Source organism: Pimelobacter simplex, assembly GCF_024662235.1.
Taxonomy (GTDB): domain Bacteria; phylum Actinomycetota; class Actinomycetes; order Propionibacteriales; family Nocardioidaceae; genus Nocardioides.
This window is the reverse complement of record NZ_CP096276.1, coordinates 2,348,099-2,372,601: the sequence shown is the minus strand read 5'-3', so window position 1 is coordinate 2,372,601 and position 24,503 is coordinate 2,348,099. Positions and strand designations below refer to the sequence as shown.

At 71.0% G+C, this 24,503-nt stretch carries 27 protein-coding genes; 10 read left to right on the top strand and 17 right to left on the bottom strand.

Features of this window, described 5'->3' with window-relative positions:
- The 7 genes from M0M48_RS11740 to M0M48_RS11710 all read right to left on the bottom strand — a co-directional run bounded on the left by M0M48_RS11740 (position 1) and on the right by M0M48_RS11710 (position 3,706).
- Complete coding sequence (locus M0M48_RS11740; protein ID WP_257751261.1) at positions 1-714, bottom strand: hypothetical protein; 714 nt, start codon at positions 712-714, stop codon at positions 1-3.
- Positions 711-875, bottom strand: coding sequence for a hypothetical protein (locus M0M48_RS11735; RefSeq protein ID WP_257751260.1), 165 nt, complete (start codon positions 873-875; stop codon positions 711-713). The genes M0M48_RS11740 and M0M48_RS11735 overlap by 4 nt, the downstream gene beginning before the upstream one ends.
- 111 nt (positions 876-986) lie before the next feature.
- A complete protein-coding gene (locus M0M48_RS11730) occupies positions 987-1,115 on the bottom strand; it encodes a hypothetical protein (protein ID WP_257751259.1) in 129 nt (42 codons plus the stop codon).
- A gap of 39 nt (positions 1,116-1,154) precedes the next feature.
- Complete coding sequence (locus M0M48_RS11725; protein WP_257751258.1) at positions 1,155-1,481, bottom strand: tudor domain-containing protein; 327 nt, start codon at positions 1,479-1,481, stop codon at positions 1,155-1,157.
- Complete coding sequence (locus tag M0M48_RS11720; protein WP_257751257.1) at positions 1,471-2,076, bottom strand: hypothetical protein; 606 nt, start codon at positions 2,074-2,076, stop codon at positions 1,471-1,473. Before M0M48_RS11720 ends, M0M48_RS11725 begins: the two co-directional genes overlap by 11 nt.
- Positions 2,057-3,325 carry a tyrosine-type recombinase/integrase gene (locus M0M48_RS11715; RefSeq protein WP_257751256.1) on the bottom strand — a complete coding sequence of 423 codons (1,269 nt, stop codon included), beginning with the start codon at positions 3,323-3,325 and terminating at the stop codon, positions 2,057-2,059. The genes M0M48_RS11720 and M0M48_RS11715 overlap by 20 nt, the downstream gene beginning before the upstream one ends.
- A gap of 105 nt (positions 3,326-3,430) precedes the next feature.
- Complete coding sequence (locus M0M48_RS11710; protein ID WP_151578608.1) at positions 3,431-3,706, bottom strand: helix-turn-helix transcriptional regulator; 276 nt, start codon at positions 3,704-3,706, stop codon at positions 3,431-3,433.
- A 227-nt stretch (positions 3,707-3,933) separates the two neighbouring features.
- Between M0M48_RS11710 and istA the strand changes: the two genes are divergently transcribed.
- Positions 3,934-5,295, top strand: coding sequence for an IS21 family transposase (gene istA / locus M0M48_RS11705; RefSeq protein WP_257751255.1), 1,362 nt, complete (start codon positions 3,934-3,936; stop codon positions 5,293-5,295).
- A complete protein-coding gene (gene istB / locus M0M48_RS11700; RefSeq protein ID WP_257751254.1) occupies positions 5,292-6,119 on the top strand; it encodes an IS21-like element helper ATPase IstB in 828 nt (275 codons plus the stop codon). Before istA ends, istB begins: the two co-directional genes overlap by 4 nt.
- Positions 6,120-6,486: 367 nt before the next feature.
- On the opposite strand, the gene glnA is transcribed toward istB, so the two are convergent.
- Together glnA and M0M48_RS11690 are read right to left on the bottom strand one after the other, a co-directional pair.
- Positions 6,487-7,908: a type I glutamate--ammonia ligase gene (gene glnA, locus M0M48_RS11695; RefSeq protein WP_215817455.1), complete on the bottom strand. Its 1,422-nt coding sequence runs from the start codon at positions 7,906-7,908 to the stop codon at positions 6,487-6,489.
- 107 nt (positions 7,909-8,015) lie between these two features.
- A complete protein-coding gene (locus tag M0M48_RS11690; protein ID WP_215817454.1) occupies positions 8,016-10,196 on the bottom strand; it encodes a glutamine synthetase III family protein in 2,181 nt (726 codons plus the stop codon).
- A gap of 143 nt (positions 10,197-10,339) precedes the next feature.
- Here M0M48_RS11690 and M0M48_RS11685 point away from each other — a divergent pair, with 143 nt between their 5' ends.
- Positions 10,340-10,771: an RDD family protein gene (locus tag M0M48_RS11685; protein ID WP_257751253.1), complete on the top strand. Its 432-nt coding sequence runs from the start codon at positions 10,340-10,342 to the stop codon at positions 10,769-10,771.
- A 43-nt stretch (positions 10,772-10,814) separates the two neighbouring features.
- Here M0M48_RS11685 and M0M48_RS11680 read toward each other — a convergent pair whose 3' ends face one another.
- From M0M48_RS11680 to lipB, 5 genes are read right to left on the bottom strand one after another with little or no spacing between them, the layout of a single operon-like run.
- Positions 10,815-11,528: a DUF4191 domain-containing protein gene (locus tag M0M48_RS11680; RefSeq protein WP_215817452.1), complete on the bottom strand. Its 714-nt coding sequence runs from the start codon at positions 11,526-11,528 to the stop codon at positions 10,815-10,817.
- A gap of 36 nt (positions 11,529-11,564) precedes the next feature.
- The gene (gene lipA / locus M0M48_RS11675) at positions 11,565-12,500 is read right to left on the bottom strand and encodes a lipoyl synthase (protein WP_257751252.1); all 936 of its coding nucleotides are present in this window, start codon (positions 12,498-12,500) and stop codon (positions 11,565-11,567) included.
- A 23-nt stretch (positions 12,501-12,523) separates the two neighbouring features.
- Complete coding sequence (locus tag M0M48_RS11670) at positions 12,524-13,537, bottom strand: hypothetical protein (RefSeq protein ID WP_257751251.1); 1,014 nt, start codon at positions 13,535-13,537, stop codon at positions 12,524-12,526.
- A complete protein-coding gene (locus M0M48_RS11665) occupies positions 13,534-14,481 on the bottom strand; it encodes an ABC transporter ATP-binding protein (RefSeq protein ID WP_215816116.1) in 948 nt (315 codons plus the stop codon). The genes M0M48_RS11670 and M0M48_RS11665 overlap by 4 nt, the downstream gene beginning before the upstream one ends.
- A gap of 53 nt (positions 14,482-14,534) precedes the next feature.
- Positions 14,535-15,275, bottom strand: a complete 741-nt coding sequence (gene lipB, locus M0M48_RS11660) for a lipoyl(octanoyl) transferase LipB (RefSeq protein ID WP_257751250.1) — start codon at positions 15,273-15,275, stop codon at positions 14,535-14,537.
- A gap of 100 nt (positions 15,276-15,375) precedes the next feature.
- Between lipB and M0M48_RS11655 the strand changes: the two genes are divergently transcribed.
- Entirely contained in the window at positions 15,376-16,011 is a 636-nt protein-coding gene (locus M0M48_RS11655) for a hypothetical protein (RefSeq protein ID WP_257751249.1), read from the top strand.
- Here M0M48_RS11655 and M0M48_RS11650 read toward each other — a convergent pair.
- Both M0M48_RS11650 and sucB read right to left on the bottom strand, forming a co-directional pair.
- Positions 15,951-16,859, bottom strand: a complete 909-nt coding sequence (locus M0M48_RS11650) for a TIGR01777 family oxidoreductase (protein WP_257751248.1) — start codon at positions 16,857-16,859, stop codon at positions 15,951-15,953. The two genes, M0M48_RS11655 and M0M48_RS11650, sit on opposite strands and share 61 nt — an antisense overlap.
- Before the next feature lie 140 nt (positions 16,860-16,999).
- Positions 17,000-18,787, bottom strand: a complete 1,788-nt coding sequence (sucB, locus tag M0M48_RS11645) for a 2-oxoglutarate dehydrogenase, E2 component, dihydrolipoamide succinyltransferase (protein ID WP_257751247.1) — start codon at positions 18,785-18,787, stop codon at positions 17,000-17,002.
- Between the two features lie 111 nt (positions 18,788-18,898).
- On the opposite strand from sucB, the gene M0M48_RS11640 reads away from it, so the two are divergent.
- Entirely contained in the window at positions 18,899-19,255 is a 357-nt protein-coding gene (locus M0M48_RS11640; protein ID WP_215816122.1) for a hypothetical protein, read from the top strand.
- On the opposite strand, the gene M0M48_RS11635 is transcribed toward M0M48_RS11640, so the two are convergent.
- On the bottom strand, positions 19,203-20,732 hold the full coding sequence (locus M0M48_RS11635) for a leucyl aminopeptidase (protein ID WP_257751246.1): 1,530 nt from the start codon (positions 20,730-20,732) through the stop codon (positions 19,203-19,205). The genes M0M48_RS11640 and M0M48_RS11635 overlap by 53 nt on opposite strands.
- 33 nt (positions 20,733-20,765) lie before the next feature.
- On the opposite strand from M0M48_RS11635, the gene gcvT reads away from it, so the two are divergent.
- The 5 genes from gcvT (at position 20,766) to M0M48_RS11610 (ending at position 24,497) form a co-directional block, all read left to right on the top strand.
- Positions 20,766-21,875 carry a glycine cleavage system aminomethyltransferase GcvT gene (gcvT, locus tag M0M48_RS11630; RefSeq protein ID WP_257751245.1) on the top strand — a complete coding sequence of 370 codons (1,110 nt, stop codon included), beginning with the start codon at positions 20,766-20,768 and terminating at the stop codon, positions 21,873-21,875.
- A 3-nt stretch (positions 21,876-21,878) separates the two neighbouring features.
- Positions 21,879-22,148: a hypothetical protein gene (locus tag M0M48_RS11625; RefSeq protein ID WP_257751244.1), complete on the top strand. Its 270-nt coding sequence runs from the start codon at positions 21,879-21,881 to the stop codon at positions 22,146-22,148.
- Positions 22,149-22,155: 7 nt separating this feature from the next.
- Entirely contained in the window at positions 22,156-22,995 is an 840-nt protein-coding gene (locus M0M48_RS11620; protein ID WP_257751243.1) for a PhzF family phenazine biosynthesis protein, read from the top strand.
- Positions 22,996-23,184: 189 nt separating this feature from the next.
- Positions 23,185-23,979 (top strand): thymidylate synthase, encoded by a 795-nt coding sequence (locus M0M48_RS11615; RefSeq protein WP_257751242.1) that lies wholly within the window; start codon positions 23,185-23,187, stop codon positions 23,977-23,979.
- Positions 23,976-24,497, top strand: a complete 522-nt coding sequence (locus M0M48_RS11610; RefSeq protein WP_215816128.1) for a dihydrofolate reductase — start codon at positions 23,976-23,978, stop codon at positions 24,495-24,497. The genes M0M48_RS11615 and M0M48_RS11610 overlap by 4 nt, the downstream gene beginning before the upstream one ends.
- Positions 24,498-24,503 lie beyond the last annotated feature (6 nt).

Genomic DNA, 24,503 nt, shown 5'->3' with positions numbered 1-24,503 from the left:
CTACCGGCCCGGGGATCTAGGCCCCGGGAGCGAAGGGCTCAGGACCGGGTCCCGGCTCTGCTCGGCCATCCACCGGCGGGCGTTTTCGGTGATCTCGCTGGCGATCCTGGCCGACTCCCGGGCGCTGGCCGCGGCGTGGTCGACGACATTGCCGAGCAGGCGTACGTCCTCGTCGGCGCGGCCGAGCTCCTTGCCGGCGGTCGCAATGCTCCGCTCCAGGCTGACCGGCTCCAGCAGGCCCACCGCAGTCACGTCCCGGCTGGCTTGGTGGGCGGTCTCGACGTGCTGGGCGGCCAGCTGGGCGATGGGCTTGGCCAGGGCGACCATCTCGCCTACGACCGCGATGCGCGGCTTGAGTTGGGCGACCTCGCTGGCGATAACGGGATCGGAAGTATCGGCCAGGTCGAGGAGGGTGCGGGCGTCGGTGACCGACTGCGATGCGCGGTTGAGGTGTCCGAACAGTTCGCGGGTGAGGTCGGGCATGTCGTTGCACCTCGTGTGCAGCCGTCCCAGGTGCTCGCCGGCGGCCTCGAGGTAGAAGGAGCCGCGCTCGGACAGCTTGGCCTTGGCCGAGCCGAGCTCGGCGTCGTCGAGCACACGGAGCGCAGATCCGATCGTCTCTTGGAGCTCCTCCACTACCCAGCGGGCCCTGCTCACGGCCTGCTCGGCCGCGAAGACGGCGTCGGCGGCGCTCAGGGTGGTGTCGGTGGTCATGCCGGCTCACCGCCTCCGGTCTCGGGCGGGGGAGCGGTGGGAGGCGGCAGAACCTCGCGGAGTCGATCGAGCGCGGCCAGCGCCTGCTCGAGGTGTGCGCGGACGTCCTGAACCGGGTCACGGTCGGCCGCGGCGGACGGGGAATCGGTGGGCGTGCTCACGGGCAGCTCCTTGGTGGACCGGGGTCATCTCTCAGTCACCAAAGGAATGTCGACCCGTCGGGGCGATCACCCGACGCAAATAGATCTCAGGGCGGTGTCAGCCTGGCTGGGTCAGGGCCGGTCCCAGGGCATCGACTCCTGGCCGTCGTCGACGCCCTGGCTGATGATGTGCGCGGTGGCGTTCCGCGCGGCGCGGACGAGGGTGTAGCCGCCGCGGTGGTCAGGCGGGGTCTCCTGCAACTTGGCGTACAGGAGTCAGCATCTGTTCGGCGGCGTCGGTCACGGGTTCCGAGAGTAGGGCCGCAGCTCGTGGTGATCGCGCCAGGCCCGGTCGCCGTCGTCGAACTGGACCGTCCATTCGTCGGGGGAGGTCCGTTCGACGATCGTGGCGGGCACCCAGGCCGTCGGAGCGTCGCGGTGAAGGCCGCCGAGGACCTCAACGCGCGAGCCGTCGGCGAAGGGGTTGTGGGATCCCAGGTACTCGGTGACGCTCTCCTCGAGCGGAGTGGGGCCGCCCTGGGGTGCGGCGTTGACCCACTGCTCGAGCGCGTCCGTCCGGGCCCAGCGCAGAGCGAGGCCCGCGACGGAGTTTGCCTCAGTTGGCACGGCCGTTCTCCTCGCCTTGGCGGTACATCGTGTGGGCGCGCTCGTGGCTGATGTGTCCGTTGACGTCGGTGCCCTCGGTCCACAGTTGCTGGCGGTAGCCGTCGCCCTCAGGGGTGGCACCGACATAGCTTGGGATCGACCCGTCCGGGAACGGCGCGTAGGTGGCTGAGATGCCCCGTTCGCCCTTCACCACGGCGTCCAGGGAGAAGGTCAGTGCGCGCGGGTAGTGGCGGCGCACCCAGATCTCGGCCCGACTCCAGACAGCGTCGTAGGCATCCCGATCGCCGCGGCCGTCGTTGGCCTCAACGGCCGTGCGGTAGGCGTGCCAGATGTAGTAAGCCTCGCGGTCCTTCGCGCGGTTCGCGATGATCGCCTGGAGGCACCCACACTCCTCGCCGTTGTCATGGTGGAAGCCGATGCAGCGGTCGTCCCTGCAGCCACACTCGTCTCCGCGCCACTCGGTCTCCGGTACCCAGCGACGGTAGCCCGCATCGTCGGTGCCTTCCTTGAGCCACCCGCCGTAGGCGATCCAGTCGCGCACGGTGATGCCTGTCGCCGCGAGGATGCGGCGGGCTTCACTGTTGAGCTTCGTCATCGGCGATCTCCGTGGTCGAATGGGATAAGGACAGTCTGGTAGCGGGTCCGACACTGCTCTGGGTTTTCCACAGGGGCTGCTCGAGTTCGGTGTCAGGACGTTCGCTTGCGTGGCGCCCGGCTGCAAACGCCGCATCCACTGCTGCGCGGGTCCGCTCGGTACTGCTGGGCATGAGATGCGTGTAGGTACGCAGGGTGAAGCCCGGGTCGCTGTGGCCGAGGTACTCCGACACCGCACGAATCGATTCGCCAGCGTCCAGGAGAACCGACGCGTACCAGTGGCGTAGGGCGTGCATGCCGTTATCTCGCGATTGCTCGATGCCAACGACGGCTTGGCCGGGCCTCCACAGGCGTGTGTTGAAGTAGTTGCGGTTGAGTGCGGAACTCTCGCGGGTGGTGAGTATGAGTCCTGCGCTCGTCTTGCTGTCCGCCTCGGGCACTCCCCATGGAAGTGTGATCATCCGTCGCGGGTAGGTCGCGAGATGGCTGCTGAGTTCCGTCGCGACGCTCTGAGGCAACGGGACCGTTCGGGTCTTGTCGCCCTTTGGGAGGCCGAAGACCAGTCGGTTACCTCCGAACACCTTGACCTGCCGCCTGATCTCCACAACTCCGCGGAGGAAGTCGACATCCTCGGCTGCGAGCCCGAATACTTCGCCTTGACGTAGGCCCAGCCCCGATCCCAACGTGACCGCAATCCTGTACTGCGGCGGAAGCGCGTCGTGCATGGAGGAGACCCATTCGGTCGGCCAAGGCACCACCTTGCGGCGCGAGGTGGCAGGGCGTGTCACGGAACTGGCCTTGCACGGATTCTTAGCAATCAGGTCGTCGTCGACCGCAGCCGAGAAGATGGCAGAGACGTTGGAGAAGATGACGCGCCGATAGGTCTCGGCCATCTCCATCGACCGGAGCAGCTTCTGGATCGTCGACGGTTTGATCTTCCGCAGCTCGAGGTGGCCCAGTGTCGGGAACACATGAAGCCGTAGTCGCAGCTCGGTCGCTTCGTACGTCAGCGGACTGAAGGTCCGGCTTTCCAGCCATTCCTCGGCATAGGCCCGAAACGACATCCTGCCAGCGTCCACATCGAGATAAGTGCCCCTGAGCTTGTCCGCCTCGACAGTGTTGCGGAATGCGGCCGCCTCGGCTTTGCGCCTGAAAGTCTTGCGGCGCTGCCGCCCCTCGGGATCGCGGTAGTTGACGACGTACCGAGGGCTGCCGTCATCGGCTGGCCTGCCGGAACTAATGCTGGCCATGGCTGTCCTCCACGCAGTCCCGCGCAGGCACAAGGTGCGCTGAAGCGCTCCTCCTCGCTAGGGACAATGGAACCGATGCCCGGCCAGACCTAGAACCTGACGCGATCACGGATTCTCTTCGAGTTGAACCGTCCAGTTGATGACGGTTGCTGCTCGCCAGCGCAGGTGTTTGCCGACACGGAAGCCAGCGGGACCGTATCCCGTCGTACGCCAGGAGTAGATCGTCTGCTTGGTGACGCCCAGGTACGACGCGACATCGTCGATATCCCACAGCTCCTGCGCGTCGACGAGCCTGGGTGACCGGCCGCGGGCGGTTCCGCGACGTCGCGGGCCAAAGATTCCCGCTTCGGCAGCCGGCACGTTCGAGTTCGTTGCCATCATCAAGCCCCTCCTTGCGGCGCTGACGGACGTTAGGTCTACGGGCACCTATGTCCGACGTCGGCCCGGGAGCGATCAAGCTGGCGGAAGGGTGATGGCGCTCAGCTGAATCTCCCCAGTTCTGCTCACTGAAATTCCCCACCCCGTGGCTCCACCAGAAGCGGGTGGGGCTCCTTCGAAGATGGCGGTCTCTGACCACCAGCCATCTCACGAAGGAGCCCTCGCTTCCCATGCTGACACGGGAGGAAGACATCGACGCTCACGCGTTGCGCCGGCAGGGCTGGACGATCTCTGCGATCGCCCGGCACCTGGGCCGGGACCGCAAGACCATCCGCGCCTACCTCGACGGCGAGCGGGTCGCCGGGGAACGGAAGCCCGCCGACGACGACCCGTTCGAGCCGTACCTCGACTACGTCCGCGCACGTCTGACCGAGGACCCGCACCTGTGGGCGGTGACGTTGTTCGACGAGGTCACCGCGCTGGGCTACGACCGGTCGTATCCGACGTTCACCCGCCAGATCCGCACCCGGGATCTGCGGCCGCACTGCGAGCCCTGCAGCGCGACGAAGGGCCGGGCGAACGCGCCGATCGAGCATCCGCCGGGTGAGGAGACCCAGTGGGACTGGCTCGAGCTCCCCAACCCGCCAGCGGCCTGGGGATGGGGCAAGAACGCGCACCTGCTCGTCGGCGCGCTGGCCCACTCCGGCAAGTGGCGCGGCCAACTGGCTCCGACCGAGCAGCAGCCGCACCTGATCGCCGGACTCGACGCCGTCGCCCGCAAGCTGGGTGGACTGACGAAGAAGTGGCGCTTCGACCGGATGACCACGGTGTGCCACCCGGAGTCGGGCAAGGTGACCGCGACGTTCGCCGCGGTGGCCAAGCACTACGGCGTCCAGATCGCGATCTGCCCGCCGCGACGCGGGAACCGCAAGGGCGTGGTCGAGAAGTCCAATCACACCGCCGCGCAACGCTGGTGGCGCACCCTGCCCGACGACGTCACCATCGAGGAAGCCCAAGCCTCCTTGGACCGTTTCTGCGAGCTGCGTGGTGATGCCCGGCTGCGTCCATCCGCCGTCGACGGCCGAGCCAGCGTGCTCACGGTCGCCGAACGCGAACCACTGGCGCCGGTGCCGGCCACGCCGTTCCCCGCCACGATCCGCGAGGACCGGACGGTGTCGGCGCAGGCACTGGTCGCCTGGCGCGGGAACTTCTACTCCGTCCCGCCCGAGCTGGCCCGAGCCCAGGTCGTCGTGTCCCAGCGCCTCGGCGACCCGCACGTCGACATCGCCACCAGCAGCGGGATCGTGATCGCCCGCCACGAGCTCGCACCCGACGGCGCCGGGGTGATGGTCCGCGACCACGGCCACGTGATCGCGCTCGAGCAGCTCGTCCTGGCAGGCCACGACACCTCCCGCCCGCACCGCCGCAAGGAACGCATCCCACCCGGCCCCGCGGCCCTGGCGGCCGCCGACGTCCTGCGCGCTCGCCAGCAACCCGACGACCTCACCGCCACCGCCGCTTCCAGCGACGACGTGGTGATCGACCTGTCCAAGTACGACCGAGCAGCAACCGGAAGGAACACCCTCACATGACCGACTCCCTGACCGTGCCGATGAACGGTACGCAGGCCAGCCTCTACCAGCAGCTGCGCGGCCACCTCGCCGCCTTGAAGCTAACCGCGGCCGCCGAACACCTCCCCGGCGTGCTCGCCCAAGCAGAAGCCGAAGAGTGGTCGATGACCGCGACGCTCGAGCACCTGCTCGCCCGTGAGGTCGAAGCCACCGAAGCCCGCAGGCTCGCCGGCCGACTCCGGTTCGCATCCCTGCCGACCCCGGCCACGTTGGCCGACTTCGACTTCGACGCCGCCCCCGGCGTCGACAAAAAGCTCGTCGAGGAGCTCGCGACCTGCCGCTACCTCGACACCGCGACCAACGTCTTGTTGATCGGACCGCCAGGTGTCGGGAAGACCCATCTCGCCGTCGGGCTCGGCAGGGCTGCGGCCGAAGCCGGCTACCGCACCTACTTCACCACCGCCGCCGACCTTGCCGCCCGCTGCCACCGCGCCGCCATCGAAGGACGCTGGGCCACCACGATGCGGTTCTTCGCCGGCCCCACCCTCCTCGTCATCGACGAGCTCGGCTACCTGCCGCTGCCCGGCGAAGCCGCCTCCGCGCTGTTCCAGGTCGTGTCCCAGCGCTACCTCAAGACCAGCATCGTGCTGACCACCAACCGCGGCGTCGCAGGCTGGGGCGAAGTGCTCGGCGACACCACCGTCGCCGCCGCCATGCTCGACCGGCTGCTGCACCGCTCTGTGGTGCTCAACCTGGACGGCGACTCCTACCGACTCCGCGACCACCACGCCAAGAACGAAGCACTCCGTCACGCCGCGACCGGCACCCGCCGACCGCTACAGTGACACCGCCCAGGGTGGGGAACTTAGATGAGCGACCCTGGGGAATTTCGGCGAGCGCCATCAAGGGATCTCACAGAACCCCGGCCGAGCCACTCGTGCGCAGTTCGCAGCATCGCCCGAAGCGACGGTCGTGAATCGCGCGATCAGGCTGCGCCGAGACTGCCCGGGGGCCGCGCGTGGCGAGAGCCACGGATCGAGACTGCCGGAAGGTAAGCCTTCCGCGATTTGTACCGGATTTGTAACCGACGAGCGGCTAACAACAGCAAACGCCGCCGAGTGACCAAAGGGTCGCTCGGCGGCGTTTGTGCAGGTCAGCGGCTGTTCCTTGCGGTCATTCGGCGTTGCTGAACGACCGCAGCCGGAGGCCCGGTTAGATGTCGTAGTACAGCTCGAACTCGTGCGGGTGCGGCCGCAGCTGCACCGGAGCGATCTCGTTCTCCCGCTTGTACGACGTCCACGTGTCGATCAGGTCGGGCGTGAACACGCCGCCGACCGTGAGGAACTCGTGGTCCGCCTCGAGCGCGTCGAGCACGGCGCCGAGCGAGGTCGGCACCTGGGCGATCTCGGCCATCTCGTCCGGCGGGAGCTCGTAGATGTCCTTGTCGACCGGCGCGGGCGGCTCGATCTTGTTCTGGATGCCGTCGAGGCCGGCGAGCATCAGGGCCGAGAAGGCGAGGTACGGGTTCGCCGACGGGTCGGGGAAGCGGGCCTCGACGCGCTTGGCCTTGGGGTTGCTGCCGGTGATCGGGATCCGGATGGACGCCGAGCGGTTGCGCGAGGAGTAGACCAGCGAGATCGGGGCCTCGTAGCCGGGGACCAGGCGGTGGAAGGAGTTCACCGTCGGGTTCGTGAAGGCGAGGAGGGCCGGGGCGTGGGCCAGGATGCCGCCGATGTACCAGCGGGCCATGTCGGAGAGGCCGCCGTAGCCGGTCTCGTCGTAGAAGAGCGGCGAGCCGTCCTTCCACAGCGAGGAGTGCACGTGCATGCCCGAGCCGTTGTCGCCGAAGATCGGCTTCGGCATGAACGTGACGGACTTGCCCTGCTCCCAGGCGGTGTTCTTGATGAGGTACTTGAACTTCATCACGTCGTCCGCGGCCTTGAGCAGCGTGTCGAAGCGGTAGTTGATCTCGGCCTGGCCGGCGGTGCCGACCTCGTGGTGGGCGCGCTCGACGAGCAGGCCGCAGGCCTCGAGGTTCTTGACCATGTCGGCGCGCAGGTCGCTGTAGTGGTCGTAGGGCTCGACGGGGAAGTAGCCGCCCTTGAGACGGGTCTTGTAGCCCTTGTTCTCGCCGTCGTCCTTGCCCGAGTTCCACCAGCCCTCGACGGAGTCGATGTGGTAGTAGCCCTCGTTGACGCCGGTGGAGTACCGGACGTTGTCGAAGATGTAGAACTCCGCCTCGGGGGCGAAGTACGCGGTGTCCGCGATGCCGGTGCTGGCGAGGTAGGCCAGCGCCTTCTTGGCGATGTTGCGCGGGTCGCGCGAGTACGCCTCGCCCGTGATCGGGTCGTGGATGAAGAAGTTGACGTTGAGCGTCTTGGCCTTGCGGAACGGGTCGATGTACGCCGTCGTCGGGTCCGGGTAGAGCTGCATGTCCGACTCGTTGATGGCCTGGAAGCCGCGGATCGAGGAGCCGTCGAAGCCCAGACCGTCGTCGAAGACCGACTGGTCGAAGGACGAGACCGGCACCGTGAAGTGCTGCATGACGCCGGGCAGGTCGCAGAACCGGACGTCGACCATCTCGACGCCCTCGTCCTTGATGAACTTGAGCAGCTCGTCGCTGTTGTTGAACATTCGTTCGTTCCTCCGTCGCGTGGCTTGCGGACTCCCTGCAACCTATCGAACAGGCAGTTTCCCGACCGTCACCGGTTTGTTTCGGCCGTGTTACAGATCCGGTGCGGTCAGCGGATGTAGAGCATCTCCTGGTACGTCGGCAGCGCCCACAGGTCGTCGGCCACGACGCCTTCGAGGGCGTCCGCGGCGGCGCGGACGTCGCCCATCGCGGTGAGCACCACGTCGCGCAGGTACGCCGCCTCGGCGATGCCGCTGTGCTCGTGGGCGCCGGCGATCGCGCTCTCCAGCGCCGTGATGGCGCCGGTGAGCCGGCCCAGGGGAGCGGTGACGCCCTGGAGCGTGCTGAGGTCGGCCTCGACGCCGGCGGCCTTGAGCGCCGCGACGTTCTGGGCGAGCTCGGTCTGGTAGCGCAGCGCGGTCGGGAGCACGATGGTGCGGGCGATCTCGGCGGTCAGGTTGGCCTCGACGCCGACGGTCATGACGTACTGCTCGACGCCGACCTCGTAGCGCGACTCGAGCTCGGCCTCGCTGAACACGCCGTAGGTCGAGAAGAGCGCCTTGGACTCGGGCGTGAGCCACTCGGGGAGGGCGTCGACGGTGGTCCGGAGGTTCTTCAGGCCCCGCTGCTCGGCCTCGGCGTGCCACTCCTCGGAGTAGCCGTTGCCGTTGAAGATCACCGCGCCGTGCTGCTCGATGATCGTCTTGAGCAGGGCGGCCACGGCGTCGTTGAAGTCGGCGCCCTGGGCGACAGCGGCCTCGATCTCGTTCGCGGCGAAGTCGAGCGCCTCGGCCATGATCGTGTTGATGATGACCATCGGGGCCGCGACCGTCTGGTTGGAGCCGGCGGCGCGGAACTCGAAGCGGTTGCCGGTGAACGCGAACGGCGAGGTGCGGTTGCGGTCGCCGGCGTCCTTGGCCAGGTCGGGCAGGGTGTCGACGCCGACGGACAGGATGCCCTTCTGCTTCGAGCTGGTCGCCTCGCCGCCCTTGGCGATCTGGTCGAAGACGTCGGCGAGCTGGTCGCCGAGGAAGATCGAGATGATCGCGGGCGGGGCCTCGTTGGCGCCCAGGCGGTGGTCGTTGCCGGCCGAGGCGACGGTGAGCCGCAGCAGGCCGCCGTGCAGGTGGACGGCGCGGATGATCGCGGCGCAGAAGACGAGGAACTGCGCGTTGTCGTGCGGGTTGTCGCCCGGGTTGAGGAAGTTGCCCTGGTTGCCGTTGCCGAACGAGAAGTTCACGTGCTTGCCCGAGCCGTTGACGCCGGCGAAGGGCTTCTCGTGGAAGAGGCACTCCAGGCCGTGCTGCTTGGCGATCGAGCGGAACGTGCTCATCAGCAGCTGCTGGTGGTCCGAGGCGAGGTTGGCGCGCTCGAAGACCGGCGCGATCTCGAACTGACCGGGGGCGACCTCGTTGTGCCGGGTCTTGGCGGGGATGCCGAGCTTGAACAGCGCCCGCTCGGTGTCGTGCATGAACGCCAGCACGCGCTCGGGGATCGCGCCGAAGTAGTGGTCGTCGAACTCCTGGCCCTTGGGGGGCTTCGCGCCGAACAGGGTCCGCCCGGCGTTGAGCAGGTCGGGACGCGCGTTGACGAAGCTCGTGTCGATCAGGAAGTACTCCTGCTCGGGGCCGCAGTACGACACGACATTGTCGACGTCCTGGTGACCGAAGAGCGCCAGCACCCGCTGCGCCTGCGCGGCCATCGCCGCCTGCGAGCGCAGCAGCGGGGTCTTGTGGTCGAGCGCCTCACCGGTCATCGAGACGAAGATCGTGGGGATGCACAGGGTGTTGCCGTTGGCGTTCTCGAGGATGTACGCCGGCGACTGGACGTCCCAGCCGGTGTAGCCGCGCGCCTCGAAGGTCGCCCGGATGCCGCCGTTGGGGAACGAGGAGGCGTCGGGCTCGCCCTGGATCAGGGTCTTGCCGGAGAACTCCCAGATCGCGGTGCCGTCGCCGACCGGCTCGAGGAACGAGTCGTGCTTCTCGGCGGTGAGCCCGGTCAGCGGGTAGAAGACGTGCGCGTAGTGCGTGACGCCGCGCTCCATCGCCCAGTCCTTCATCGCGGCGGCGACGAGGTCGGCCACGGCGGCGTCGAGCTTCTCGCCGTTCTGGATGGTCGCGGCGACCGACTTGAAGATCGCCTTGGGCAGGCGCTTCTGCATGACGGCGAGCGAGAACACGTTCGCGCCGAAGATCTCCCCGGTCTTCTCGGCCACGTCGAAGAAGGGGGCCGGGCCCTCGAAGGACTGGGCGTCCTTGATGGCGGCCAGGCGTACGGCGTTCGCGGTCATGCTGTGCTCCTCGGATCGGTCTTCGGAGCGGGACGCTACGGACGAGAACACCTCGGGCCGTTGCCCTTGTGTTTCGGGCATGTAACAAGGTTGCCGCCGGGTGTGGTGCCGGTCACTCCGGACCCTCGCCTACGCTTGCGGCCGTGCCGTCCCCGACCGCGAAGCGCCCTGCCCTGTCGTCCTTCGAGACCGCGTCCTGGGGACGCCGGATCGCCGCGCTGCTGGTCGACTGGCTGCTGTGCACCCTGGCCGTGATCCTGGTCTTCGGGCTCGACGAGTACACCGAGGCCGGCTCGGTCGCCTCGATCCTCGTGCTGCCGGTCTACATCGTCGAGTCGACGCTGCTGACCTGGCTGGCCGGCGGCTCGATCGGCAAGCTGCTCACCGGCCTGTGCGTCGTCCCGGCGGACGGGCACCTGCACCGGCTCAACCCGATCAAGGTGCTGATCCGGCAGATCATGATCGGGCTGGTCATCCCGCCCCTGGTGTTCCGCAACGACGGCCGGGGCCTGCACGACCTCGCCGCCGGTACGTCGACCGTCACCTTCGCGACGCTGCGCACCCTGGTCAAGTAGTCCTGGGCGGGCGCGCGCGGCGCGCCTCGGGCGCCGTGCCGGCTCAGCGACCGCGCAGGTTGCCGCGCATGCCCTTCATCGAGGTCGGGACCGGACCGCGGGGGAGCGGCACCTTGGGACGCTGGGCGTCGAGCGCGCGCAGCCGCTGGCGGATCTCGGTGATCTCGGCCGGCTTGACCTGGCGGCCGAGCTTCTGGACGTGGCGCACCAGCTTGGTCAGGGGGACCTGACCCTCCTCGGAGCCGACCATGATCTCGTGCACGGGGTAGTCGCCGGCGACCCGCTCGTGCTTCTTGTGCTCGCTGGTGAGCAGCGCCTTGAGCCGGCCGGGGTTGCCCTCGCCGACCAGGATGATGCCCGGAGGGCCGACCACGCGGTGGACCATGTCCTGCTGCTTGGTGAAGCCGACGACCTCCTCGATCACCCAGCCGCGGCGCAGCATGGTGAGCGCGCGGGCCGCGGCGCCGACCTGGCCGTCGAGGCGCTTGAACGCCGCCTTCTGGGCGCGGCGGCCGAAGACGATCATCAGGGCCAGGAGGCCGATCAGGAAGGTGCCGATGACGGTCAGCACCATCTTGAAGGCACCGCCGCCGGGCAGCACGAAGTGGAAGAGGGCGAAGCCCAGTCCGCCGAAGAGGAGGAAGGAGCCGAGCATCCACCAGCGGATCGCCGGGTCGACCTCGCGCGACATCCGGTAGGTCTCGAGGATCTGCCGGCGGCGGCTCATGGTGGACGGGTCGACAGGAGTGTTCGACATGGGGTGCTGCAATCTCCTCGGCCGTGGTTCGGGACGTCAGACCGTCGCGGCGTCGCGCGCGGCCATCGCCTGACGATACAGACGTCCGGCGCGGTACGACGAACGGACGAGCGGTCCGGACAGGACTCCCGCGAAGCCGATCTCGTCGGCCTCGGTGGCGAGCTCGACGAACTCCTCGGGCTTGACCCACCGCTCCACGGGGTGGTGACGCGGGCTGGGGCGCAGGTACTGCGTGATCGTGACCAGCTCACAGCCCGCCTCGTGCAGGTCGCGCAGGGCCTGGGAGACCTCCTCGCGGGTCTCACCCATGCCGAGGATGAGGTTGGACTTGGTGACCAGCCCGAAGGCCCGGGCCTGGGTCAGCACGTCCAGGGAGCGCTCGTAGCGGAAGGCGGGGCGGATGCGCTTGAAGATCCGCGGCACGGTCTCCACGTTGTGCGCCAGCACCTCGGGGCGGGACTCGAAGACCTCGGTCAGCAGCTCGGGGCGGCCGTTGAAGTCCGGGATCAGGTTCTCGACCCCGGTGTCGGGGTTGAGGTCGTGGATCGCGCGGACGGTCTCGGCGTAGAGCCAGGCGCCGCCGTCGGGCAGGTCGTCGCGGGCGACGCCGGTGATGGTGGCGTACTTCAGGCCCATGGTCTGCACGGACTCCGCGACGCGGCGGGGCTCGTCGCGGTCGAGGGCCTGGGGCTTGCCGGTGTCGATCTGGCAGAAGTCGCAGCGTCGGGTGCACTGGTCCCCGCCGATGAGGAAGGTGGCCTCGCGGTCCTCCCAGCACTCGAAGATGTTGGGACAGGCCGCTTCCTGGCACACCGTGTGCAGGCCCTCGGACTTCACCAGCTTGTGCAGAGCGGTGTACTCCGGGCCCATCTTCGCCTTGGTCTTGATCCAGGACGGCTTGCGCTCGATGGGGGTCTCGGCGTTGCGGACTTCGAGGCGGAGGAGCTTGCGCCCCTCGGGTGTTGCGCTCACCGGGTCAGCCTACTCCGGTGGCCTCACGGCACGTCGCGCCGCCGGAACCACAGCAGCGAGAGCACCGCGGAGCCGCCCACCGCCGTCCCCGTGTACGCCGCGCCGGAGGCGAACGTGAGGGTCCGCTCCTCGGAGCACGTCGCCCCCGCCATGTCGATGCCCTGCTCGGGCGGGCACGGCGCGTCGACGTAGTACGTCGCCCCGTCGGCGACGACCGCCAGCGTGTTGAGCGCCGGGTCGAACCGGCCGGAGACCCCCAGCACCGCGAGGACGATGCCGCCCACCAGCGCGACGCCGAACAGGATGCCGAGCGTGGCGACCGTGCTGCGGAACAGCATCGTCAGCGCGAAGCCGCACAGCGCCGCCGCGGCGACCACGCCCGCACCGCGCCAGCCCATCTGCAGGCAGTCGAGCAGGACCGCGCCGCCAGAGGGGAGGTCGCGCGAGGCGGCGACCGCGTTGAGCCCGAGCCAGTACGCCGAGAGCACCAGCGCCGACAGCACCAGCGCCACCCCCGTCACCACGATCGCTTTGGCCGCCCACACCCGGGCCCGGCGCGGCTCGAAGAGCAGCTGGTTGCTGACCGACCCGCTGGCCCAGTCGTGGCCGGTGAACGTCGTGCCGAGGACCATCATGAGCAGGCCGAGGATGACGACCAGCGCGATGCCGGAGCCCTGGGTGATCTCGGTGGCGAGGTCGAGGTCGTTGACGTAGAGGTACCAGTCGACCTGGGGCTGGGTCTGCTCGGTGCAGAGGCGCTCGATCTCGGCCTTGTCGGTGCTCTGGATGCCGCCGAAGTTGACCGGGTCGGCGATGCACTGCTCGAGGGACTCGGCGTAGGCCGGATCCTTGCGGTCGCGCTCGACCTGCGCCTTCGCGTCGGCGAGCGCGGCTGCGGAGGGCGGGCGGGTGTCGAGGGTGATCGCGACGCCGACCACGACGGGGACGACGAGCGCGACCAGCAGGAGCACGAGAACCGCGCGGCGTCGTACGAGACGGATGAGCTCGACGCGGAGCAGCCGGGCGAAGGCGCTCATCGGTCCGCCCCCAGCCGCTCGGCGTCGGTGAGCGCGAGGAAGAACGTCTCCAGGTCCGGGCGCAGCGGGGTCAGCTCGGTCAGCCAGATCCCGGCGCCGCTGAGCGTCTGGGTGATCCGGGTGGCGTCCTCGGTCTCGACGCGCACCTCGTGCGGCCGCTCGTGGTCGGCTCCGGCGACGACCACGGCGCTGAGCCCGGCGGCCTGGAGCACGCCCACCGCCCGCTCCGGCTCCGGTACGACGACCCGGTGGGCCGTCGTCGTCCCGAGCAGGTCGTCGACCCGTCCCGAGGCCAGCAGCCGGCCGTTGCCGATGATCGTGGCCGAGGTGCACACCTGCTGCACCTCGGCGAGGATGTGCGAGCTCAGCAGCACGGTGACGCCCGCCTCGCCCAGGCCGCGGATGGTCTCGCGGATCTCCCGGATGCCGGCCGGGTCGAGCCCGTTGGTCGGCTCGTCGAGGATGAGCAGGTCGGGGCGCTTGAGGAGGGTCGCGGCGATGGCGAGCCGCTGCTTCATGCCCAGCGAGTAGGACTTGTAGCGGTCCTTGTCGCGACCGCCGAGCTGGACGGTCTCGAGCGCCTCGTCGACGCGGCCGCGCGGCGTACCGATGGCGTCGGCGAGCAGCTGGAGGTTGAGCCGCCCGCTGAAGTTGGGGGAGAACTTCGGCGACTCCACGACCGCGCCGACCCGGTCGATGACCTGGGGGAGCAGCTCGGGGACCGGCTGGCCGAACAGGCGCATCGTGCCGCGAGTGGGCCGGGCCAGGCCGAGCAGCATCCGGATCGTCGTGGTCTTGCCGGACCCGTTGGGGCCCAGGAAGCCGTGCACCCCGCCGCCGGCGGGCACCGCCAGGTCGAGGTTCTGCACGGCGACGCGCTGTCCGCCGCGGACGGTGCGGAACTCCTTGCGGAGCCCCGTCGTCTCGATGACCAGGTCGCTCACGCGTCCTCCTCAGTCGGCTCTCGAAGGGGGGAGAGCAGGAGGACAGTCTGACCTCAGCGTGCGGGGTAGCTGAGCACCGCCACGCCGACGGGCGGGGGAGTCTTGGCCGGGTCGGGGCGCGGCTCGTAGTCGGGCGTCGCCACGTAGGGCCCCCAGGCGAGCAGCTCGTCGAGGTGGCGTCGTACGGAGGCGACGACCTCGCGCACCGGCACGTCGCGGCCCAGCTCGGCGCTCAGGGAGGTGACGTCGGCGTCGGCGATGCCGCAGGGCACGAAGCGGTCGTACCAGCTCAGGTCGACGTCGCAGTTGAGCGAGAAGCCGTGCATCGCGACGCCGTTGCGGACCCGGATGCCGATGGCCGCGATCTTGCGCTCGCCGCCCCGCTCGTCGGCCTTGAGCCAGACGCCCGTGCGGCCCGGGATGCGCGCGGTCGTGACGCCGAGCTCGGCGCAGACCGCGATGATCGCCTCCTCGAGGCGGCGGACGTAGTCGACGACCTTGACGTGGTCGGGCAGCCGGACGATGGGGTAGCCCACGAGCTGACCGGGGCCGTGGAACGTGATCTTGCCGCCGCGGTCGACCTCGATGACCGGCGCGCCACCGGTGTCGGTGGGCCGCTCGTGCTCGGCGGTACGCCGGCTGGCCGTGAAGACCGCCGGGTGCTCCAGGAGCAGCACGGTGTCGCTCCGCTCGCCGGCGACGACCTCGGCGTGGAGCTCGCGCTGGAGGTCCCAGGCGGTGACGTAGTCGATGAAGTCCGGTCCGAGCCCGTCCTCGCGGAAAGTGAGCGTCACGACGTCGAGCCTACTCGGGGTCTGTCGGGGCCGGTCGGGGCCGGTCGGGGCCTGTGGAGGACCGGATGCATCCGTCGGACCTTCGGGGTAGGAACGTCCCATGCGGTTCTCGGGGTCCCGCGCTCGGCTGGCCGGCGTGGTCGTGGTGGTGGTGACGGTGACGGCGCTGGTCGTCGCCGGTGGGGTCGTGCCGCGGGGTGCGCCGGGCTTCGGGTCGGGGTCTGCGCCTGGCGCGGGCTCGGCCGGGGTGGTCGCTCCCGACGCGGGACCGGTGCGGGTGCGGGTGAGCCCGGCGGTGGGCTCGCTGGCGGTGCTCCGCGCCTGGGACCGGGCGCGGTCCCGCGCCTGGGCCCGCGGTGACCCGAGGGCGCTCGCACGGCTCTACGTACCGGGCTCGGCGGCCGGGCGGCGCGACCTCGCAATGCTCCGGGCCTGGACCGGGCGCGGGCTGCGGGTCGAGGGGATGACCACCCAGGTGCTGGCGGTCCGGCTGCGGTCCTGGACCCCGCGGCGGCTCGTGCTCGTGGTCACCGACCGGCTGGACGGCGGCTTCGCGGTGGTGCCGTCTGGGGTCGGCGCGACCGGGCCCGCCCGGCGGGCGCTGCCCAGGGACGGACCGTCCACGTCCCGCCTCGTGTTCCGGCGGGTGGCCGGGCGCTGGCTGCTGTCCTCGGCTCAGCCGCGGGCGAGCCCCGTGGCGAGCACCGCGTCGACGTCCGGGTCAGCGAACTCGTAGCCGAGCTCGAGCAGCGCGGCCGGACGCACGTCGAGCGAGCCGAGCACCTCTGCGGCCATCGCGCCGGCGGCGAGCCGGATGGCGGGCGCCGGTACCGCGAAGAACGCCGGCCGGTGCACCTGGCGGGCCAGGGCGCGGGTGAACTCCGCGTTCGTCGGCGTCACGGGCGCGCACATGTTGACCGGTCCGGACGCGGTGGGGTGCTCGACGAGGAGGACCGCGGCACCGACCCAGTCGCGCAGCGAGATCAGCGGGTAGTGCTGGTCGCCGCCGCCCAGTCGGCCCCCCAGGCCGGCGGTGAAGAGCAGGCGCTGCTGCTGCAGCGGCGGGTGCCGGCGGTCCTGGACCGGTGCGGTGCGCAGGAGCGCCACGCGGGCGCCCGCCTCGGCCGCGGGACGGGCCGCGGCCTCCCACTCGCGGCACACGCGCGTGAGGAGGGCGTGACCCCGGGTGTCGGAGGCCTCGGTCAGCGGCGCGGAGCCGTGGTCGCCGTACCAGCTGATGCCGGAGGCGTTGACGAGCGCCGGCAGCCGCGGCCCGGGTGCCGCGGCCACGGTGGCGGCGAGCAGCCCGGTCGTGGCCCGGCGGCTGTCGAGCACCGCGCGCGCCCACGACTTGGAGTGCGGGTTGCCGATCAGGGGCGCCCCGGCCAGGTTGACCACGACGTCGGCGCCCTGGACGAGCGCCTCGTCGACGACGCCGCCCTGCGGGTCCCAGGTCGACTCACCGGGACCGGCCTCGCGTCGTACCAGGCGGGTGACCTCGTGGCCGCGCTCGCGCAGGGCCGGAACCAGCGACTGGCCGAGGTAGCCGGACGAGCCGGCGATGACGACATGGAGCGGGGGCATGGGTGAAAGCCTGCCACCACCGACCGAGGGAGTCCCGTGGTGGAGGCCGGTGACGCCCAGGTCCGCCTCGGACGACGACGCCCCCGGAGCCGTGCGGCTCCGGGGGCGTCGTCGTCGCTGGGTGCGGCGGGTACGGGTCCTCAGACCTCGAACTGGCCCGCCTCGAGGCGCTTCTTGAGGTCGCGCAGGAAGCGGCCGGCGTCCGCGCCGTCGACCACGCGGTGGTCGTAGGTGAGCGCGAAGTAGACCATGTGGCGCACGGCGATCGTCTCGCCGAGGTCCTCGTCGTCGATCACCACGGGACGCTTGACCACGGCACCGGGGCCGAGGATGGCGACCTGCGGCTGGTTGATGATCGGGGTGTCCCACAGGGCGCCGAAGCTGCCCAGGTTGGTGATCGTGAAGGTGCCGCCGGAGAGCTCGTCGGGACCGATCTTGTTGGTCCGGGTCCGCTCGGCGACGTCGGAGATCTTCTTGGCCAGCCCGGAGATCGACAGGTCGCCGGCGTCCTTGACGACCGGCGTGAGCAGGCCCTTCTCGGTGTCGACGGCGAACGCGACGTTCTCGCGGTCGTAGTAGGTGATCTCGCCCTTCTCGAGGTCGAGGTTGGCGTTGAGCGCCGGGTGCTGCTTGAGGGTGTCGATCGCCGCCTTGGTGAAGAACGGCAGGTACGTCAGCTTGACGCCCTCACGCGCCAGGAACTCCGCCTTCACCGACTCCCGCAGCCGCGCGATGTTGGTGACGTCGATCTCGACGACCTGGGTGAGCTGGGCCGACACGTGCAGGGAGTCGACCATCCGCTCGGCGATGATCTTGCGCAGCCGGCTGACCTTGACCGTCTGGCCGCGCAGCGGGGACGGCGTGGCCGGAGCCGCCGCAGCAGCAGGGGCCGAGCCCGCGGACGAGCCGGCCGCAGCGGCCGCGGGAGCCGCCGGGGCGGCCTTGGCGGCGGCGTCGAGGACGTCCTGCTTGCGGATCCGTCCGCCCACGCCCGAGCCGGTGACCTGGCCCAGGTCGACACCGTGCTGGGCGGCGAGCTTGCGGACCAGCGGGGTGACGTAGCCGGGGCCGTCCGTCGCGTCCGCCGCGTGCGTCGGGGCGGGCGCCGCCGGGGCCGGGGCAGCGGGGGCAGCAGCGGCAGCGGGAGCGGCCGGGGCCGGCGGTGCAGCGGGGGCCGGCGGGGCGGCCGGAGCCGGGGCGGCGGCCGCGGGCTCAGCAGCCGGGGCGGCCGGGGCAGCAGTAGCGGCGGGGGCCGCCGGAGCGGCGGGCGTACCGGAGCCGATGATGGCCAGCTCGGCGCCGACCTCGACGGTCTCGTCCTCGGCGGCCTTGATCTCGAGCAGGGTCCCGGCGACGGGCGAGGGGATCTCGGTGTCGACCTTGTCGGTGGACACCTCGAGCAGCGGCTCGTCGACGGCGACGGCGTCGCCGACCTGCTTGAGCCAGCGGGTGACGGTGCCCTCGGTGACGGACTCGCCCAGGGCGGGGAGGGTGACCGCGGTCCCCTCGCCGGCACCGGCACCACCGGACGCGGCGGGGGCGGCCGGGGCGGCCTCCGGCTCCGGGGCGGGCTCCGCCGCGGCAGCGGGCTCCGGCGCCGGCTCGGGCTCCGGCTCGGCGGCGGCCGGGGCGGCCTCCGCGGCGGCCTCGGGAGCAGCCTCCGGAGCAGCGTCGCCGGCAGGAGCCTCACCGGCCTCGCCGACGACGGCCAGGACGGCGCCGACCTCGACCGTGTCGTCCTCGTTGGCGCGGATCTCGATCAGGGTTCCGGCGACCGGAGAGGGGATCTCGGTGTCGACCTTGTCGGTCGACACCTCGAGCAGCGGCTCGTCGATCGCGATCTGGTCGCCGACCTGCTTGAGCCAGCGGGTGACGGTGCCTTCGGTGACGGACTCACCGAGTGCGGGGAGAGTGACTTCGGTCGCCATGGGGCAATCCTTGCACCACGACTCACACAAGTCGCAACGGCCCACCCACGGATCGGGCAAACTGGTCCCATGGGCATGTTCGACCGGTTCCGCGGGGGTTCCAAGCTACGGATGAGTAACCCCGCCAAGGACGCCGCACGCACGGGCTCCACGCGGGTCCGCGCCTCCGACCGTGGCGACGAGGAGCACCTGCTCGCGTGGCTGCGCGAGCGGCGTGGCGTGGAGGGTTTCGTCGAGCCGCGGACCGCGGTCAGCGAGATCACGCTGCTGCTCGTCGCGCACGACGGTGAGTGGACCCGGCGGCGGGTGTCGTCGATCAAGTGGGCCCACGACTTCTGCAACCGCCAGCAGGTCCCCTCGTACGACGCCGCGGTGGTCGGCGTCCCCCAGCGGATGCGCGACTACAACTCGCGGGTCAGGCAGGCTCAGAAGCAGCGCGACCGGGAGCGCCAGCAGCGCGACTCCTGAGCCACTCCAGGAGGGTGGCCACGCCGTAGCCGGTCGCGCCGGTGGCGAGGTGCCCGGTGGGGCCGCCCTTGTTGAACGTCGGCCCGGCGATGTCGAGGTGCGCCCACGGCAGTCCGCCGGTGAACTCGCGCAGGAAGGCCGCGGCGAACAGCCCGCCGCCCCAGCGGATCCCGTCGTACTGCGCGAGGTCGGCGACGGCCGAGCTGCGGATGCGCTCGTCCATCGCCTCGGGGATCGGCATCGGCCAGGTGTCCTCGCCGGCGGCGGCTGAGGCGGCCAGGACCTCGGCGACGACGGTGTCGTCGCCCATCACGCCGGCGATCCGGTCGCCGAGGGCCATCACCATGTGGCCGGTCAGGGTGGCGATATCGATGATGACGTCAGGTTCACGCTCGACGGCGCGGTCGAGGGCGTCGGCGAGGACCAGGCGGCCCTCGGCGTCGGTGTTGCTGATCTCGACGGTGGTGCCGCCGTAGGTGGTCAGCACGTCGCCGGGGCGCATCGCGGCCTCGCCGATCATGTTCTCGGCGAGGGCGGCGTAGGCGGAGATCCGGACCGGCAGGCCGAGCCGGGCCGCGGCGAGCGTGGCCTGGACGACGGCGGCGGCACCGGCCATGTCCTCCTTCATCGTGGCCATGCTGGCGGCGGGCTTGATCCAGAGGCCGCCGGAGTCGAACGTGATGCCCTTGCCGACGAGCGCGACGTGGGCGACCGCGTCCTTGGGGGCGTAGGACAGCTCGACCAGGCGCGGGGGCGCCGAGGAGCCGCTGCCGACGGCGAGCAGGCCACCGCAGCCGAGCTCGGCCAGGCGCTCCTCGTCGAGGACGGTGGCGGTGACCTTGGTCGCGCCCTTGGCGAGCCCCTTGTTGGCGGCCTTGACGGCGGTGGCGATCGCGTCGGCGAAGGCGGGCGGGGTGAGGTCGGCGGGCGGGGTGTTGACCCAGTCGCGGGCCGCGAGGACCGCGTCGGCGACGACCTGGGCGGGCTCGACGGCGGCGGTGACCTCGCCGCGGCGGGCGGCGGGGGAGAGGACGACGATCTCGGCGGGCGTCGTGGGCGTCGCCGGCTTGCTCTTGTACGACGTGAACGCGTACCCGCCGAGCCGGTAGCCCTCGACGATCGCCCGCACGAGCTCGGGCGTGTCGGCCGGCAGCGCGAGCGCGACGGAGGCGGCGTTGGTGACCGCGCGGGCGGCGTTGCCCGCCGCACGCCGTACGGCGTCCGGGCCGGGGTCCGCGCCGAGCCCGACGAGCACGAGCAGCGGCGAGGCGATGACCCCCGCCGTCGGCACCTTGGCCACCTCGCCGGGCGCGCCCTTCATCCCGATCGTGGCCAGCAGCCCGGCCAGCTTGCGGCCGTAGGCGGCGGCGACGTCCTCGGCGCCGGGGGCGAGGACCCCGTCGGGGAGGACCCCGACGACCACGGCCTCGGCGCGGGTCTTGGCGGGGCTGGCCGTACGGAGGGCGAAGGTCGTCACCGCCGCAGGATATCGAGCGCTACATTGCGGAGCATGGCGGATGCGACCCCACTGCACTCACCCCTCCACGACCGGCACGAGGCACTCGGTGCCAAGTTCTCGGAGTTCGGCGGCTGGCTGATGCCGCTGGAGTACCCGACGGGCGTGGTCAAGGAGCACGCCGCGGTGCGCGAGGGCGTCGGGATCTTCGACGTCAGCCACCTCGGCAAGCTCGTCGTGCGCGGCCCGGGCGCGGTGGACTTCCTCAACGCCACGCTCACCAACGACCTGCACCGGATCGGCCCGGGCAAGGCGCAGTACAGCCTCGTCGTCGACGACGCGACCGGCGGGATCATCGACGACGTCTTCACCTACTACCGCGACGACGAGCACGTGCTGGTCGTCCCCAACGCCGCCAACAACGCCGAGGTACGCCGGCGCCTGGTCGAGGCCGCGCCCGAGGGCGTGGAGGTGCTCGACCACCACCGGGACTACGTCGTCCTCGCCGTCCAGGGCACCCGCTCCGACGAGGTGCTGGCCGACGCCGGCTTCCCGGTCGGCCACGACTACCTCACGTTCGTCGAGGCGCCCTTCGAGGGAGCCCGGGTCGTGGTGTGCCGGACCGGCTACACCGGCGAGCGCGGCTACGAGCTGATCGCGCCCTCCGAGGTCGCCCCGGCGCTGTGGGACGCGCTGCTGGCGGCCGGTACGCCGTACGGACTGGTGCCGGCCGGGCTGGGCGCGCGCGACACGCTGCGCACCGAGATGGGCTACCCGCTGCACGGCCAGGACATCTCGCCGGACATCACCCCCGTCGAGGCGCGCCTGGGCTGGGCGGTCGGCTGGAAGAAGCCGGCCTTCTGGGGCCGTGACGTCCTGCTCGCCGAGAAGGAGGCCGGTCCGCGCCGCAAGCTCGTCGGCATCGTCGCCACCGGCCGCGGCATCCCGCGTCCCCACATGAGCGTGCGGCTGCTGCGCGACGTCCCGCTGGGCGAGGTCACCTCGGGCACCTTCTCGCCGACCCTGCGCAAGGGCATCGGCCTCGCCCTGGTCTCGACCGCGGTCGCCGACGACGCCGAGGTGCGCGTCGACGTCCGGGGCCGTCCCGAGGTCTTCCAGATCACCAAGCCGCCGTTCGTCCAGCCGTCCGTCAGGGAGTCTTGAGCCATGACCCTTCCCGAGCAGCCCGCCTCCTACCGCCCGCAGCCGCCGGCCGAGCAGCCCTGGCGCTGGCGCCTCGAGGACGCCTCCGGCACCGAGGTCGTGCTCACCGGCGCCGACGCCGACGAGTACGGCGAGCAGGCGTTCCCCAACCAGGGCGACGCCGAGTCGTGGATCGGTGAGATCTGGTCCGAGCTCGCCGAGCGCGGGGTCGCCCAGGTGACGCTCTTCGAGGCCGACCGCGAGGTCTACGGCCCGATGTCGCTGAGCGCCTGAGCCGGTCGTGACGACCTCCCGCGAGTTCCGCCAGGTCGACGTCTTCACCGACGAGCCGCTGCTGGGCAACCCGGTGGCCGTCGTGCACGGCGCCGACGGGCTCTCCGACGACGAGATGCAGCGCTTCGCGCGCTGGACCAACCTGAGCGAGACGACCTTCCTGCTCGAGCCGACCGAGCCGGGTGCCGACTACCGGCTGCGGATCTTCACCACCGAGACCGAGCTGCCCTTCGCCGGACACCCCACCCTCGGCTCGGCGCACGCCTGGCTCGAGGCCGGCGGCGTGCCCGCCGGCGAGCGGATCGTGCAGCAGTGCGGGGTCGGCCTGGTCGCCCTGCGCCGCCAGGACCGCCGGCTCGCGTTCGCCGCCCCCGACCTGCTGCGCTCGGGCCCCGTCGACGACGCCCTCGCCGACGAGATCGCGGCGGCCCTCGGGATCGACCGGGCCGAGATCCTCGACCTGGCCTGGGCCGACAACGGCCCCGGCTGGGTCGGCGCCCGGCTCGCCAGCGCCGAGGCCGTGCTCGCCCTCACGCCCGACCACGGCCGGCTGCCGGTCGACGTCGGCGTGATCGGCCCGCACCCGGACGGCGCCGAGTGCGCGGTCGAGGTCCGCGCGTTCGTCCCGCACGCCGCCGGCATCGCCGAGGACCCCGTCACGGGCTCGCTCAACGCCTCGCTGGCCCAGTGGCTCACGACGAGCGGCGTGCTCCCGCCGTCGTACGTCGCCGCCCAGGGGACCGCGATCGGCCGGCGCGGCCGGATCCACGTCGACACCGACGCCGACGGCACGATCTGGGTCGGCGGCGACACCCTGTCGACCATCCAGGGGACGGTCGCGCTCTGAGCACCACCCGCGCCCTCGGGCGTGTCGCCCAAGGACGCGCCTGCTGCGCGGCGTTTGCGACTCGATCTGGCGGCGTTGTCGCAGACTCGACGGGCCTCCGGCCCGCCTTCGCTGCTCCGCCTTGCCAGATCGGCCGCAAACACCGCTCGCGACGGCGCGTCCTTGGGCGACACGCCCTAGGCTGACGTCGTGCGCGCCTACCTCGACCTGGTCCAACGCATCCTCGACGAGGGCGTCGACAAGAGCGACCGCACCGGCACCGGCACGCTCAGCGTCTTCGGTCACCAGATGCGCTTCGACCTGACCGCCGGCTTCCCGATGGTCACCACGAAGAAGATCCACACCCGCTCGGTGTTCGGCGAGCTGCTGTGGTTCCTGCGCGGCGACACCAACGTCCGCTGGCTCCAGGAGCGCGGCATCTCGATCTGGGACGAGTGGGCCGACGAGAACGGCGACCTCGGCCCCGTGTACGGCGCCCAGTGGCGCTCCTGGCCGACCCCCGACGGGCAGCAGATCGACCAGCTCGCCCAGGTGATCGCGCAGATCCGGGCCAATCCCGACAGCCGCCGTCACATCGTCTCGGCGTGGAACCCCGGCCAGGTCGACGACATGGCGCTGCCGCCGTGCCACAGCCTGTTCCAGTTCTACGTCGCCGACGGGCGGCTCAGCTGCCAGCTCTACCAGCGCTCGGCCGACGTCTTCCTCGGCGTGCCGTTCAACATCGCCTCCTACGCGCTGCTGACCCATATGGTCGCCCAGGTGACGGGTCTGGGGGTGGGGGAGTTCGTGCACACGCTCGGCGACGCGCACCTGTACTCCAACCACCTCGAGCAGGCCCGGCTCCAGCTCACCCGCGAGCCGCGGGCGCTGCCGACGCTGGTGCTCAACCCCGCGGTCACCGAGATCGACGCCTTCGAGCTCGAGGACATCGCGATCGAGGGCTACGACCCGCACCCCGCGATCAAGGCGCCGATCGCCGTATGACGACTCCCGCAGGCCGGCGCGTCACGATGGTGGCCGCCGTCGCCGAGAACGGCGTGATCGGCGCCGACGCCGACATCCCGTGGAAGATCTCCGAGGACTTCCAGCACTTCAAGGCGACCACGCTCGGGCACGTGCTCGTCCTGGGCCGGACCACCCACGAGGGCATCGGGCGGCCGCTGCCGGGCCGGACGACGATCGTGCTCACCCGCGACCCGTCGTACGCGGCCGAGGGGGTGGAGGTCGCGCACTCGATCACCGACGCGCTGGCGCTCGCCGACCGGCTGCTCGACGGGCAGCCGGAGGACCGCCAGGTGATGATCGGCGGGGGAGCGGCGGTCTACGAGGCGGCCTTGCCCTACGCCGACGAGCAGGTGATCTCCGAGATCCCGCTCTCGCCCGAGGGCGACACCCACTACCCGGAGTTCGGCGAGAAGCGCTGGCGCCAGGTCCGGCGTGAGCCACGCGACGGTTTCACCATCGTGTGGTGGGAGCGCGTCTTCGCGTGTGGAGGGGCCTGACAAGGT

Bases quoted from the DNA above. Each gene is read 5' to 3' on its own strand.
- M0M48_RS11740 (WP_257751261.1), bottom strand. From the start codon at position 714: ATGACCACCGACACCACCCTGAGCGCCGCCGACGCCGTCTTCGCGGCC.
- M0M48_RS11720 (WP_257751257.1), bottom strand. From the start codon at position 2,076: ATGACGAAGCTCAACAGTGAAGCCCGCCGCATCCTCGCGGCGACAGGC.
- M0M48_RS11715 (WP_257751256.1), bottom strand. From the start codon at position 3,325: ATGGCCAGCATTAGTTCCGGCAGGCCAGCCGATGACGGCAGCCCTCGG.
- M0M48_RS11710 (WP_151578608.1), bottom strand. From the start codon at position 3,706: ATGATGGCAACGAACTCGAACGTGCCGGCTGCCGAAGCGGGAATCTTT.
- istA (WP_257751255.1), top strand. From the start codon at position 3,934: ATGCTGACACGGGAGGAAGACATCGACGCTCACGCGTTGCGCCGGCAG.
- istB (WP_257751254.1), top strand. From the start codon at position 5,292: ATGACCGACTCCCTGACCGTGCCGATGAACGGTACGCAGGCCAGCCTC.
- glnA (WP_215817455.1), bottom strand. From the start codon at position 7,908: ATGTTCAACAACAGCGACGAGCTGCTCAAGTTCATCAAGGACGAGGGC.
- M0M48_RS11690 (WP_215817454.1), bottom strand. From the start codon at position 10,196: ATGACCGCGAACGCCGTACGCCTGGCCGCCATCAAGGACGCCCAGTCC.
- M0M48_RS11680 (WP_215817452.1), bottom strand. From the start codon at position 11,528: ATGTCGAACACTCCTGTCGACCCGTCCACCATGAGCCGCCGCCGGCAG.
- M0M48_RS11670 (WP_257751251.1), bottom strand. From the start codon at position 13,537: ATGAGCGCCTTCGCCCGGCTGCTCCGCGTCGAGCTCATCCGTCTCGTA.
- M0M48_RS11655 (WP_257751249.1), top strand. From the start codon at position 15,376: ATGCGGTTCTCGGGGTCCCGCGCTCGGCTGGCCGGCGTGGTCGTGGTG.
- M0M48_RS11650 (WP_257751248.1), bottom strand. From the start codon at position 16,859: ATGCCCCCGCTCCATGTCGTCATCGCCGGCTCGTCCGGCTACCTCGGC.
- sucB (WP_257751247.1), bottom strand. From the start codon at position 18,787: ATGGCGACCGAAGTCACTCTCCCCGCACTCGGTGAGTCCGTCACCGAA.
- M0M48_RS11640 (WP_215816122.1), top strand. From the start codon at position 18,899: ATGAGTAACCCCGCCAAGGACGCCGCACGCACGGGCTCCACGCGGGTC.
- gcvT (WP_257751245.1), top strand. From the start codon at position 20,766: ATGGCGGATGCGACCCCACTGCACTCACCCCTCCACGACCGGCACGAG.
- M0M48_RS11625 (WP_257751244.1), top strand. From the start codon at position 21,879: ATGACCCTTCCCGAGCAGCCCGCCTCCTACCGCCCGCAGCCGCCGGCC.
- M0M48_RS11610 (WP_215816128.1), top strand. From the start codon at position 23,976: ATGACGACTCCCGCAGGCCGGCGCGTCACGATGGTGGCCGCCGTCGCC.